Below are 11,692 nucleotides of genomic sequence, written 5' to 3' on the forward strand. Positions count from 1 at the left end.
GGGGAGCGCGCGTAATAACAATAATCACGACAGCTGTATTTATTGGAAGTGTGAGGCGAATGCTTATGTATAAAACGCATTATGCGGCTGCGGAGCCGCATCAACAGAGTGCTCACGACCAAAAATTGATTATGTTGGTCGATGACGACCCGATTTTTCGACGAGTGACCTCCGGGTACTTGTCTTCTATTGGTTATCAGGTGCTGGAAGCCGAAGACGGTTTGGACGGGCTGCGAAAGTTACGCAGTGCGGAGCCCGATTTGATTCTGTGTGACCTGTCGATGCCGGTGCTCAGTGGCATTGAATTTGTCGAAGAAGTGAGCCTGGAATATCCGTCGCTGCCGTTGATCGTGGTTTCGGGTACGGATGAAATGTCCGATGTGGCCAAAGCGTTACGCTACGGCATCAAAGATTTTCTGCCTAAACCGATCGGCAATCATGCCAATCTGGGGTGTGCGATAGAAAGTACGTTGGATGATGCTTTCAATCATCTGGCAGACCAGCGGGACTTCTCCAGCCAGTGGTTTCGGGTTGATGGCGGCGATCTACCGGAAGAGCAAGAACTGCATTGGCATCTGGAGTACCTCCAGCATCACCCGAGTGCAGCCAAAGACTTGTTGCATGCCTTGTTGCCAGAGAAAGATACCAGCCAGGGCGCGTGGAAATGCAGCTATCGTATGCTGCAATCAACCGATGTCATGCCGTTGGTGTTTGATTATGCCTGGTTAATGAACGGCCAGTTTGCCTTTTATTTAGTCGACTCCACGTCGAACGACGAGGCGGGGGTAGCAACCACTTTGATGGTCAGAGCGTTGTTCCACGATTATTTGCGCAACTTGAAAAGCTTCAATGCCGATCTGAAAGATCTGGCCTTCATGTTGGAAAAAGGGATCGAGTGCTCGGATTGTGCTGGACCGATTGAGGCGCTCTTTGGTATTGCTGACATGGCGGAAGGCACAATTGCTATCTTGCCTGCTGGTTTGGGCGCGCGTTGGTCCAATGGCTACCACACCCAGAACATTGCCGCTGGCGAATTGCTTGGGCACAACTGCGTGAAAAATTTCACTACCAAAGAATTGCCAATACATTCCGGGTGTCAATTGTCACTCAGCCGGCTTGGTTCGAGCAGTTTTAGCCTGGATATTTTCCAGGGCTCGGCGACCTGATTGGACGTGACGATAAAATCATCAATATAACCTTTCTTTTTGTCCGTGTTTGTGGCTTTTTGTTTGAGGTATAGTCTGCACCTCAAACAAAAAAGTCCCAAAACATTAACGTCGAGTTAACCTTGGGGCGACAACAGTCAGTCACCTACACTAGAGAAGCTCCCAATGGCAGACAAAGATTTTAAAGAACCTTATAATATCTTTTACTTTCTTGGCTTTATCGCCGCACTGTTGATCCCGACGCTCCCAGCGACCTTAACTTGGATTCGTGTATTCAACGGCTACGCGGGATACTAAGCCGCCCGTTGTTTTCAGGAGCTTACCATCAGTATTCGTCGTCTTGGATTAAATATTGTTGGTGTCATCAGTTTATGCCTAGGTATTCTGGGCATAATCTTGCCTCTGTTACCCACCACACCTTTTATTCTTCTCTCCAGCGCGTGTTTCATGCGCAGCAGTCCCCGTTTTCACCGTTGGTTGCATACTCACCCCACGTTTGGCCCTCTGCTGGACAACTGGCATCAGCATCGCGCTGTCACGCGTAAAGTGAAGCAGCGAGGTGCGTTGTTTATTCTCGCCAGTTTTTCTTTTTCAATCTGGTTTGTGCCCCATCTGTGGCTAAAAATTGGTCTGGTCATTTTTCTTGTGCTGCTGATCACCTGGTTTCTGCGTCTGCCAGTCCATGAGTCTGTTGCTAAGCAGGAAGAAAATCACTAGCATTGTGTGGAAGTGTGCCCGCTCTTCGAGTGGGCGTTTGTTTTTTAGGCGAAGTGGTCTTGGCACCGCTCAGTTCAGCTTTACAACTCCCGATAACGACAATTTTGAAAGTGGAGAAGCTCTCGCCCATTGAAGTAAATGAAATTATGACTACAGACACAATCTCTTTCATCAAATCAAGCATCAAATCTATTCAGGACTACCCAAAACCAGGCATCTTATTCCGTGATGTCACCAGCTTGCTTGAAGATGCCAAGGCGTATCAGGCAACCATTCAATTGCTGGTAGACCGTTATAAAGATATGGGCTTCACTAAAGTGGTCGGGACAGAAGCCCGCGGCTTCTTGTTCGGTGCGCCTTTAGCACTGGAGCTGGGGGTCGGGTTTGTTCCGGTACGCAAACCGGGGAAACTTCCGCGTAAAACTGTTGCCCAATCTTATGAACTGGAATATGGCGTAGACACGCTGGAAATCCACGTTGATGCGATTGAAGCGGGTGATAAAGTGCTGGTGGTCGATGATTTGTTGGCGACGGGTGGCACCATTGAAGCCACAACTAAGTTGATTCGCCAGTTGGGTGGACACGTGGAGCATGCGGCGTTTGTGATCAACCTGCCTGAAATTGGCGGAGACAAACGCCTGGAAGACCTAGGCCTGAACGTCTACAGCATTTGTGAGTTTGAAGGACACTGAGTAATTCATGAGTTATCTTGCCTTAGCGCGAAAATGGCGTCCGACCCGCTTTAAAGAAGTGGTGGGACAGACGCACGTATTGACGGCACTGGAAAATGCGTTAGCACAAAACCGTCTCCATCACGCGTACCTGTTCAGTGGGACGCGTGGTGTGGGAAAAACCACCATAGGTCGCTTGTTTGCCAAAGGCCTCAACTGTGAGACTGGTATAACGGCCACACCATGTGGCGAGTGCGCAACGTGTAAGGAGATTGACGAAGGGCGCTTTGTCGATCTGCTGGAAATTGATGCGGCTTCGCGTACCAAAGTAGAAGATACTCGTGAACTGCTCGACAACGTGCAATACAAACCGGCACGAGGTCGTTTTAAGGTCTATCTGATAGACGAAGTTCACATGCTCTCGCGTCACAGTTTTAATGCTCTGTTGAAAACCTTAGAAGAGCCGCCGGAGTATGTGAAATTCTTGCTCGCCACTACGGATCCGCAGAAATTGCCGGTGACCATTTTGTCACGCTGCTTGCAGTTTCACTTAAAGCCCATCAGTGTCGATAACATTCACCAGCAATTGGAACATATTCTCGATGCCGAAGGCGTAGAGGCCGATGCACGTGCGTTGGGTATGATCGCCCACGCGGCAGATGGCAGTATGCGAGATGCCCTCAGTCTGACCGACCAAGCGATCGCGTTGGGCAATGGCTTAGTGGAAGCCGACAGCGTCGCGCACATGCTGGGGACACTGGATACCGATCAGGCCATTCATCTGCTGGAAGCCATCAGCAGTAAGCAGGCGCAAACGGCGATGGATGCCATCCAGGTTTTGGCGCAAAACGGCGTAGAGTGGGATGGTTTGCTTCAGCAACTGGCCACACAGTTACACCGGATTGCGATGTACCAGGCGTTGCCATCCACGCTGGATAAAGCGCAGCCTGATGCGGAAAAGATCGAGTTGCTAAGCCGGACACTGTCTCCTCAGGATGTCCAGTTGTACTACCAAATTGCGCTGAAAGGCAGAGATGACCTGCCACTGGCACCAACCGAGCGAATCGGGCTGGAAATGGTGGTGTTGCGGATGATGGCGTTTCGCCCGGCGTCCGGTGCGATTGTAAACAGCATCAGTACAGCCACGCTGCAAGCTGCCATTCCGAATTCAGGCCAGAGTCTGGCGGCGCCGGCCAAGCCTCAACCTGTCGCTGAGCAACCGGTACAGCCTAACCAACCGACGGCCGCCCCACATGCAGCGAATGTTGCACCGGAATACGATTTACCTCCAACCGATTACGCACCTTATGGTGAAAGTGAAGTGCCGCCGGCTTATGATGCGCCGCGTCAGATGACGCCCGCGTCCTCACCTGAACCGGTACAGTCGCCGACACCATCGACAGCGCCTCAGGAGCGCTCTGGGTCTTCACTGAGCGGTTTACGGCATCAACTGCGTTCACAGCGTCAGGGACTCAAAGGCAATCAGCCTCATCCATCTCCGGACACCAAAGCGGAGCCGGGCGTAAAAAAGTCTAGTGCGGCATCAGCCAAGAAAGAATCAGTCCTTGATCGTGTTGCGCAGAAACACGGCACGGTGCGGATGTCGCCAGCTCAACTCGCTAAGCACGCGGCGGTGCCGCAGGCTCCGGCCGAGGATGAACCTTATCAGTGGAAGCCGGCCAACCCGGTGGTGGAAGTGAAGAAACAGGAACTGACACCGACCGAGATCAAAAAGGCGCTTGAGCACGAGAAGACGCCGGAAATGGCGCAGAAACTGGTTGAGGAATCCATCCGTCAGGATGAATGGACTGCCTTGATTGAAAAACTGCACACCGCCAAGCTGGTTCAACAATTGGCGCTGAACTCGTCGTTTCGTAAAGACGGAGCGACGATAGAGCTTGCACTGCGGCAGCATCAGGCTCACCTCAACACCGACAAAGCGCAGCAGGAGCTATTGGCAGCCCTGAACGCCGAGCTGGGTGAAGAGTGTCATCTGAGTGTAGTGATCAGTGAGGATGGAGAAACCCCGTTGGAAGTGCGCGATCGTCTGTACAAAGAAAAGCTTGAGCAGGCGTTTGTCAGTCTGGATAACGATCCGCACGTTCAGTTTATTGAGCGCCGATTTGCCGCACAATTAGATCGCGAGAGTGTCCGTCCGGTCTAGAATTAAAGCATAGGGTTGAAAACGCGAGTTTTCGGCCCCATAAACAGTGAAACATCGATTAACCAGAGAGATAAACATGTTTGGTAAAGGCGGTATGGGCAATCTAATGAAGCAAGCCCAGCAAATGCAAGAGCGCATGCAAAAGCTTCAAGAAGAAATCGCTAATATGGAAGTAACAGGTGAATCTGGGGCCGGTCTGGTAAAAGTGACCATCACCGGTAGCCACAGCGTGCGTCGCGTTGACATCGATGAAAGCCTGATGGAAGACGACAAAGAGATGCTGGAAGACCTGATTGCTGCTGCGTTTAACGATGCGGCTCGTCGCGTTGAAGAAACCCAGAAAGAAAAAATGGCGGGCGTGACTGGTGGAATGCAATTGCCACCAGGCATGAAAATGCCATTCTAAATAAGTGATTCGTTAATGCGTACCAGTCATATGCTGGAGCATTTGATGGAGGCCTTACGTTGTCTGCCTGGGGTAGGTCCCAAGTCGGCTCAACGTATGGCCTTTCATTTGTTACAGCGGGATAGAAAAGGTGGTTTACAGCTGGCTGATGCACTCAGTCAGGCCATGACCGAAATCGGTCACTGCTCTGAATGCCGCACGTTTACCGAAGAAGAAGTCTGCCATATCTGTACCAATCCCAAGCGTCAGGAGAATGGCCAGATCTGTGTGGTTGAGAGCCCGGCAGATATTGCGGCGGTGGAAGCCACTGGTCAGTATTCTGGACGCTACTTCGTGCTGATGGGGCATCTGTCTCCTTTGGATGGGATTGGACCAAGCGATATTGGTCTGGATGTTCTGGATTATCGTCTGCGTCGCGGAGACGTCACAGAAGTGATCCTGGCAACCAACCCGACGGTAGAAGGCGAAGCCACGGCACATTACATCGCTGAATTGTGTCATGAGCATGAAGTGGCGGCCAGCAGAATCGCGCACGGTGTACCAGTTGGTGGAGAGCTGGAGCTGGTGGACGGCACTACGTTGTCACACTCTTTGCTTGGGCGTCAAAAGCTGTAAGCACTACCAGTGATATATAAAAAAGCCGCTGATTCATCAGCGGCTTTTTTGTGCGGGTTGTAACGTTATTTTTGCGTTTGACCTGCAATCGCCTTGTACGCAATCGCCCCCAGAACTGCACCGATAATTGGAGCAACCCAGAACAGCCACAATTGCGATGTCGCCCAATCGCCAACGTATAACGCAACACCGGTGCTTCGTGCAGGGTTAACGGAGGTGTTGGTGACCGGAATGCTGATAAGGTGGATCAGTGTCAGACACAAACCAATCGCGATGGGGGCGAAGCCCTGAGGCGCACGCTGGTCTGTCGCACCCAGAATCACCAACAGGAACATCATGGTCATGACGACTTCGGTAATCAGTGCGGCAACCATGGAGTAACCACCCGGAGAGTGTTCACCGTAACCGTTAGTCGCAAAACCTGAAGAGACAACATCAAAGCCAGGCTGGCCCGAAGCGATAAGGAACAGCACACCGCCGGCGATAAGACCACCGACTACCTGTGCGATAATGTAAGGAGCTATTTCTTTGGCTGCAAAACGGCCGCCAGCCCACAAGCCAATGGTGACTGCCGGATTAAGATGGCAGCCTGAAATATGGCCAATCGCGTATGCCATGGTGAGAACGGTCAGGCCAAACGCGAGAGCAACGCCCAAAAAGCCAATACCGACATCCGGAAACCCCGCAGCCAGAACAGCGCTGCCGCAGCCACCAAGTACCAGCCAGAAGGTACCGAACATTTCGGCTAAATATTTGTTCATCAGTATTCCTAATCGTGTGTAGTGAAAGAACCTGGAGAACATAGTGGAGAAATGTCAGCGCAGTGTGAGGGAACCGCTACGAACGTCGGCGCAAGCCGCTTAAGTCGCGAAAGTCTTATTGTTGGAACACGAGTCAGTGAATGAGACAGGATCGCATGTATGGAATAGCTTGAGCCGACGCAATTCAGGTCAGCTGTTCCAGTTCGGTGATGTTGTTTAGCGCTTCTTGATTGGTCGTACCGCACACCACTGGGCATGGTTTGAATTCATGACAGACTTTTGGCCGCTCAGGCTGACCAAACAGCTTACACAGATTCTGTTCGTTCAGCTGCACGCAGCGCACACCCGCAGGCTTGCCATCTGGCATGCCGGGGATCGGGGACGAGATGCTTGGAGCGATACAACAGGCGCCACAGCCCAAACGACAATCCATAATAATCCCCTTAAACGTCAAGTAAGGGCGCTATTATCAGGATTTTTGCTTGAAATGGAAGTCTTGCCCGGGTCGGGAAAGGGAGCACACTGGCGCGCAAGCAAAAGCTTTGTGCGCCAGGTGACTGAATCAAAGGGCTATTTGATGAAGCGGTTGTAGACAAACAGCAAAATAAATGCACCCAATGTGGCGGTCACAATACTGCCAATGTTGACACCATCGGCTTTACCAAAGCCAAGCATTTGACCGACAAACCCACCGACAAACGCACCACCGATACCCAGTAGCATAGTGGCAATCCAGCCGCCACCATCTTTACCTGGCATCAGCCACTTTGCCAGTGCGCCTGCGATCAGACCAAGAATGATCCAAGAAATAATGCCCATGTGCACTCCTTTTATGCAGCTTATTAAGACTTTATAAGAATAGACTACAAGACAAAGGTAATGAGTCAGTTTTGTGAGACGCAGAGAACGAGTGGCGATTTTTTGTTCATGCTTGCACTTTTGTACTGAGAGCGGTATAAATCGCCCCCCGTTTAAAGATTAAGAAGTCGTCCTATGAACAGTCCATTCTGGCAAAGCAAATCCCTGGAACAAATGACCGAAGAGGAATGGGAATCCCTTTGTGATGGTTGTGGTAAATGCTGCCTGCACAAATTGATGGATGAAGACTCGGACGAAGTGTACTACACCAACGTGGCGTGCAGTTGGTTGAATGACAAAACGTGCTCTTGCAAAGATTATCCGAACCGTTTCAGTTCAGGCGAAGAGTGCCTGAAACTGACGCGTGAGAAGATTCATGAGTTTCACTGGTTGCCGGATACCTGTGCGTATCGTCTATTATCGGAGCAACAGCCGCTTCCTGCCTGGCATCCGCTTATTACCGGTTCAAAATCCGCGATGCATGCCGCCGGAGAAAGCGTGCGCAATAAAGTCGTGTATGAAATCGATGTGGTGGATTGGGAAGATCACATCATCAATCATCCCGGTCGCAACTAGACAGGCAGGGTTTTCAGCTGACTGAAGATGCTGAAAACCCGGTCTATAACAGCCAAAAAACGCTTTCATGCGGCTTGGTCGCCATTACGGCGTGCTGTTGTCGTTTGGTTAAATGTACCCCAATGCCTGCTTTTTGATCATCTCTTCTGTTTATTAACAAAGGTTAATGATTCTGAACTCATCGATACGTAAATTTAGTTTCCCCATATAAGGAGAAATTAATGATCCATTGGAAAGTCAAAAAATTTCAAGATTTGACCGCTGATGAGCTTTACACGCTGTTGAGGCTGAGATGTGAAATTTTCATCGTTGAATTCAATACTCCATACAATGACTTAGACGGCAAAGACACCCATCCTGAAACCTTACATGTGATGGGGTATGATTCTGAAAAACTGGTCGCTTACAGTCGCATTATGCCTGAGCGCTTGGGATACCCCGCCGAAGTGATGGATCAAATAAAGTCCGAGGACAACGATGTTTCGATTGGCAGGGTGGTGGTAGACAAACAATATCGCGGCCAAAAACTGGGGAATGTGTTGATGGATGTGAGTTTTGAAACCACCCGTGAACTCTACCCAGAAAAATCAATTTTTATTTCCGCGCAAGCACACCTGAAAGACTACTACGGCCGGTTGGGGTTTCATGTCATCACTAACCGTTATCAGGAAGATGGATGCACCATGCTCGGACTTCGTTTTGAGGTCAATACGCAGGCCTAGCGAGCACTTGAGTGATTTGCGGGGGAGGGTTAACACCTGCATTTCCGAGAGGTGGGTCATCGCGCAATAAAAAAGGCGGCTGGGAAAGCCGCCAAAACCACAGAGTGAAAGGGTTGAGGGTTGGAAAACTCAGGCGACAACCAGGAAGAAGATGGCGGTCGCGACGATACCGATCAGCGCGTATGGGAACTGCGTGATCGCGTGTTGCATGGACGTACAGCCGGAACCTTGAGCCGACAGGACAGTGGAGTCACTGAAGAAGCATGAATGACTGCCAGCCGCCGACGCTGACAACAGCGCAGCAACGGTAAGATGCAGTGGCACGCCAAGTTGTTCGCCCAGAGGTAACACGATTGGCATGGCGACCGCAAACACGCCCCAGGAAGAGGCGGTAGAGAACACCAGTCCACCGGTGATCAGGAAGATGATGGCCGGGAAGTATTGCGCTGACAAATGTGGGCTGACGGTTTCGATCACAAACTGGGTCACCCCGAGAGAATCATTGACACTTTTTAGCATAAAGCCGCCAATCACGGTCGCCAACGGCAGCAACATCACTTTAATACCGTCGTAAATGGCTTCAAACATGTCGTTCATCGACACCAGTTTCTGCAGGCCGTAGAAGCAGATAGTAAAGATGATTGCGGTGAAAACGCCTGCCAGCAGGTCAATACCGAAGTACCAGCTCGCGCCCACCAGAACCACCATTGGTAACAAGAAGTTCACCAGTCCCATGGTCGGATTCGAGTGTGCTTTGACTTCAGAACCAAAGTCAATGTCGGTGGCGCCATCCGGGCGAACCTGCCCTCCACGGGCGCGTTGTTCTGCACGCTTCATCGCCCCCAGATCTGGAATCTTTTCCAAGGCGACCAACAGGACAATCACCAGCGTGATCCAGCCGTAGGCCATATACGGGATCGCCTCGATGTAAGCGGTGATGCCTTTACCTGGTTCCGCGACGTCGTTGGCTTCCAGCAGGGAGCTGAAGAAAATCGCCCAGGTCGAAATTGGTACGATGATACAGATTGGAGCGGCGGTGGAGTCCACCAGATACGCCAGCTTCTCACGCGAAATTTTATAGCCATCAGTGACTTTCTTCATCGAGGAGGAGATGGCGATCGCGTTGAGGTAGTCATCGATAAAAATCACGATACCCAGAACGAACGTCATTACCATGGATTGTTTACGGCTTTTCACTTTAGTGACCAGAAGGTCGGAAAAACTCAGAATGCTGCCGCCTTTTTCCAAAATGGCAATCAGGCCGCCCATTAAGCCACACACCAGAATGATCCAGGCAATGGTTTCATTCATCATGACGTCCATCGAAATGGTCACGATTTGCTCAACGGCTTCGGCTGGGTTCAGCAGCAGCACGCCAGCTATGGTGCCACTGAACAAAGCTTCGACAGTACGGTGAGTGGTGAGTGCAAAGACCAGCACCAGGGCTGTTGGTAGCAGGCTAATCCAGCCGTAGGCTTCGCCATCAGTGTGGTTCAGGCCGAGGGTCGTGAACAGTACAAAGGTTGCAACCACCAACAGGCTGACGAGTAGATGCGAGGTGTTAAACTTAAGCGGCGTATCCAGCGCCTTGGTTTGCGTAGTCATAAAGCTGAGTTCCTTTCGTTAAGCCGAGTGCAACATCCAGTCGATTTCCAAAGGGGTGATCACCCGTTCAAAGTCGGCCAGTTCGCTGTTTTTGCATGCAAGATAGAGATCAATAAACGCGGAGGACAAATACTGAGTCAGTTCACTCTGTGCCAGTTGATCCAGAGCATCGGACATCCTTACCGGTAGCTCTGGAGCGTCATCGCTGAGCGGTGGAGGGCACTGCTCCGGTGTATATTTGTCGCTTGCCAGCACGGCAGACAGTACCACGGCTGCCAGAATGTAAGGGTTGACGTCTGCCCCCGCAATTCGGTGTTCAATCCGGCGGTTTTTGGCGTCGCTGACGGGCACCCGTAATGCCACACCGCGGTGGTTCTCGCCCCAGTCGGCGCGAGTTGGCACGTAGGCTCCGGGTACAAAGCGTCGGTATGAATTGACGTTGGGGCAGATGAGCGCCATTGCGCCGGCAGACTGGGCCAGCATGGCGGCGAGAGTTTGGTAGAACAGCGGATTGGCGGTGCCATCTGACGCGCTGAAATGATTGTTGCCGGCGGAATCGGTCAGGCTGAGATGAATGTGCATTCCATTGCCAGCTTCTTCATTAAAGGGTTTGGCCATAAAGGTGGCGTCAAACCCGTGCTTGTGTGCCATCTGGCGGATCAGGCGCTTCGCGAGAATGATTTCATCACAGGCGCGCAGCACGTCACCAGAGTGGTTAAAGTTGATTTCGAATTGACCCGGTGCCGATTCTGAAAGTGCGCCAGCGGTGTTCAGCCCTTGTGCATCGGCAGCGGCGTTCAAATCCCGCAAAAAGTCGGCATAGTCGTCCAGGCCATCAATGTCATACACTTCGGTGTCTTTTTCTCGCGTGTGCTTAGTTGGATTGATGGCAGTTTGCAGCTGCCCGTGCTCGCCGCGCTGTTTATCTATCAGATAAAACTCCAGCTCAAGCGCCACACAAGGGTACATATCGCGCTGCTGTAACTGACTGAGCATCTTCTCGACGATGTTACGGATAAACAGCGGGTTGGGTTGCTCGCCTGAGTCATCCATCATGGTCAACAACAGTTGGCCAGTGTGGGGTTTGGCGGTGGGTAACAGTGAACCCGCAATAGGCATACATAAATTATCCGGCTCGCCCAGATCTTCACCCAGTCCGGCAGATTCGACAACATTGCCTTTGGTATCCAGCGTAATTGTCGACACAGGAAGTGCGACGCCTTTCGCCAGTTTTTCCAGAGCCTCTACCGGAATGCGTTTGCCACGTGGTGTGGCATTAATGTCAGTGAATATCAGATCCACAAACTCAATGTCTGGCCAGGTTTGTCTAAAATTTTTAACTTCCTGTAAAAATGATTCCATGATTTCCGCTCCTGGTTTCGCTCGTGCGCCAACCGAAATTGAATGTTAACAAAAACACTACACTTCTAA

The 11,692-nt window shown here is 51.2% G+C and carries 14 protein-coding genes; 9 read left to right on the plus strand and 5 right to left on the minus strand.

Features of this window, described 5'->3' with window-relative positions:
• Nucleotides 1–65: 65 nt before the first annotated feature.
• The 7 genes from CAG65_RS08505 (at nucleotide 66) to recR (ending at nucleotide 5,739) form a co-directional block, all read left to right on the plus strand.
• Nucleotides 66–1,166, plus strand: a complete 1,101-nt coding sequence (locus CAG65_RS08505) for a response regulator (RefSeq protein WP_040902232.1) — start codon at nucleotides 66–68, stop codon at nucleotides 1,164–1,166.
• Nucleotides 1,167–1,331: 165 nt separating this feature from the next.
• Nucleotides 1,332–1,463, plus strand: coding sequence for a hypothetical protein (locus tag CAG65_RS22385; protein ID WP_021703912.1), 132 nt, complete (start codon nucleotides 1,332–1,334; stop codon nucleotides 1,461–1,463).
• 54 nt (nucleotides 1,464–1,517) lie between these two features.
• Nucleotides 1,518–1,883, plus strand: coding sequence for a DUF454 family protein (locus tag CAG65_RS08510; protein WP_161453351.1), 366 nt, complete (start codon nucleotides 1,518–1,520; stop codon nucleotides 1,881–1,883).
• Between the two features lie 146 nt (nucleotides 1,884–2,029).
• Nucleotides 2,030–2,575, plus strand: coding sequence for an adenine phosphoribosyltransferase (gene apt, locus CAG65_RS08515; protein ID WP_161453344.1), 546 nt, complete (start codon nucleotides 2,030–2,032; stop codon nucleotides 2,573–2,575).
• A gap of 7 nt (nucleotides 2,576–2,582) precedes the next feature.
• Nucleotides 2,583–4,718 (plus strand): DNA polymerase III subunit gamma/tau, encoded by a 2,136-nt coding sequence (gene dnaX, locus CAG65_RS08520; protein ID WP_161453345.1) that lies wholly within the window; start codon nucleotides 2,583–2,585, stop codon nucleotides 4,716–4,718.
• Between the two features lie 76 nt (nucleotides 4,719–4,794).
• Nucleotides 4,795–5,124, plus strand: coding sequence for a YbaB/EbfC family nucleoid-associated protein (locus CAG65_RS08525; RefSeq protein ID WP_021703916.1), 330 nt, complete (start codon nucleotides 4,795–4,797; stop codon nucleotides 5,122–5,124).
• 15 nt (nucleotides 5,125–5,139) lie between these two features.
• A complete protein-coding gene (gene recR / locus CAG65_RS08530; RefSeq protein WP_161453346.1) occupies nucleotides 5,140–5,739 on the plus strand; it encodes a recombination mediator RecR in 600 nt (199 codons plus the stop codon).
• A 65-nt stretch (nucleotides 5,740–5,804) separates the two neighbouring features.
• Here the strand turns inward: recR and aqpZ are convergent, their stop codons facing one another.
• The 3 genes from aqpZ to CAG65_RS08545 form a co-directional block, all read right to left on the minus strand.
• The gene (gene aqpZ / locus CAG65_RS08535) at nucleotides 5,805–6,500 is read right to left on the minus strand and encodes an aquaporin Z (RefSeq protein WP_161453347.1); all 696 of its coding nucleotides are present in this window, start codon (nucleotides 6,498–6,500) and stop codon (nucleotides 5,805–5,807) included.
• Nucleotides 6,501–6,684: 184 nt separating this feature from the next.
• A complete protein-coding gene (locus CAG65_RS08540) occupies nucleotides 6,685–6,933 on the minus strand; it encodes a YkgJ family cysteine cluster protein (RefSeq protein WP_021703919.1) in 249 nt (82 codons plus the stop codon).
• A 137-nt stretch (nucleotides 6,934–7,070) separates the two neighbouring features.
• Nucleotides 7,071–7,319, minus strand: a complete 249-nt coding sequence (locus tag CAG65_RS08545) for a GlsB/YeaQ/YmgE family stress response membrane protein (protein ID WP_021703920.1) — start codon at nucleotides 7,317–7,319, stop codon at nucleotides 7,071–7,073.
• Between the two features lie 174 nt (nucleotides 7,320–7,493).
• Between CAG65_RS08545 and CAG65_RS08550 the strand changes: the two genes are divergently transcribed.
• Complete coding sequence (locus CAG65_RS08550) at nucleotides 7,494–7,934, plus strand: YcgN family cysteine cluster protein (protein ID WP_021703921.1); 441 nt, start codon at nucleotides 7,494–7,496, stop codon at nucleotides 7,932–7,934.
• A gap of 221 nt (nucleotides 7,935–8,155) precedes the next feature.
• A complete protein-coding gene (locus CAG65_RS08555; protein WP_161453348.1) occupies nucleotides 8,156–8,656 on the plus strand; it encodes a GNAT family N-acetyltransferase in 501 nt (166 codons plus the stop codon).
• Between the two features lie 129 nt (nucleotides 8,657–8,785).
• Here the strand turns inward: CAG65_RS08555 and CAG65_RS08560 are convergent, their stop codons facing one another.
• Complete coding sequence (locus tag CAG65_RS08560; protein ID WP_161453349.1) at nucleotides 8,786–10,261, minus strand: Na+/H+ antiporter NhaC family protein; 1,476 nt, start codon at nucleotides 10,259–10,261, stop codon at nucleotides 8,786–8,788.
• A gap of 18 nt (nucleotides 10,262–10,279) precedes the next feature.
• Entirely contained in the window at nucleotides 10,280–11,623 is a 1,344-nt protein-coding gene (locus tag CAG65_RS08565; RefSeq protein WP_161453350.1) for a glutamine synthetase family protein, read from the minus strand.
• Nucleotides 11,624–11,692 lie beyond the last annotated feature (69 nt).

It is taken from the genome of Vibrio sp. V39_P1S14PM300 (genome assembly GCF_009904765.1).
In the GTDB taxonomy this organism is placed as follows: domain Bacteria; phylum Pseudomonadota; class Gammaproteobacteria; order Enterobacterales; family Vibrionaceae; genus Vibrio; species Vibrio proteolyticus.

What these genes read in the sequence shown, in the direction of transcription:
- CAG65_RS08505 (WP_040902232.1), top strand. Translation starts at nt 66, where the DNA reads ATGTATAAAACGCATTATGCGGCTGCGGAGCCGCATCAACAGAGTGCT.
- CAG65_RS22385 (WP_021703912.1), top strand. Translation starts at nt 1,332, where the DNA reads ATGGCAGACAAAGATTTTAAAGAACCTTATAATATCTTTTACTTTCTT.
- apt (WP_161453344.1), top strand. Translation starts at nt 2,030, where the DNA reads ATGACTACAGACACAATCTCTTTCATCAAATCAAGCATCAAATCTATT.
- dnaX (WP_161453345.1), top strand. Translation starts at nt 2,583, where the DNA reads ATGAGTTATCTTGCCTTAGCGCGAAAATGGCGTCCGACCCGCTTTAAA.
- CAG65_RS08525 (WP_021703916.1), top strand. Translation starts at nt 4,795, where the DNA reads ATGTTTGGTAAAGGCGGTATGGGCAATCTAATGAAGCAAGCCCAGCAA.
- recR (WP_161453346.1), top strand. Translation starts at nt 5,140, where the DNA reads ATGCGTACCAGTCATATGCTGGAGCATTTGATGGAGGCCTTACGTTGT.
- aqpZ (WP_161453347.1), bottom strand. Translation starts at nt 6,500, where the DNA reads ATGAACAAATATTTAGCCGAAATGTTCGGTACCTTCTGGCTGGTACTT.
- CAG65_RS08540 (WP_021703919.1), bottom strand. Translation starts at nt 6,933, where the DNA reads ATGGATTGTCGTTTGGGCTGTGGCGCCTGTTGTATCGCTCCAAGCATC.
- CAG65_RS08545 (WP_021703920.1), bottom strand. Translation starts at nt 7,319, where the DNA reads ATGGGCATTATTTCTTGGATCATTCTTGGTCTGATCGCAGGCGCACTG.
- CAG65_RS08550 (WP_021703921.1), top strand. Translation starts at nt 7,494, where the DNA reads ATGAACAGTCCATTCTGGCAAAGCAAATCCCTGGAACAAATGACCGAA.
- CAG65_RS08555 (WP_161453348.1), top strand. Translation starts at nt 8,156, where the DNA reads ATGATCCATTGGAAAGTCAAAAAATTTCAAGATTTGACCGCTGATGAG.
- CAG65_RS08560 (WP_161453349.1), bottom strand. Translation starts at nt 10,261, where the DNA reads ATGACTACGCAAACCAAGGCGCTGGATACGCCGCTTAAGTTTAACACC.
- CAG65_RS08565 (WP_161453350.1), bottom strand. Translation starts at nt 11,623, where the DNA reads ATGGAATCATTTTTACAGGAAGTTAAAAATTTTAGACAAACCTGGCCA.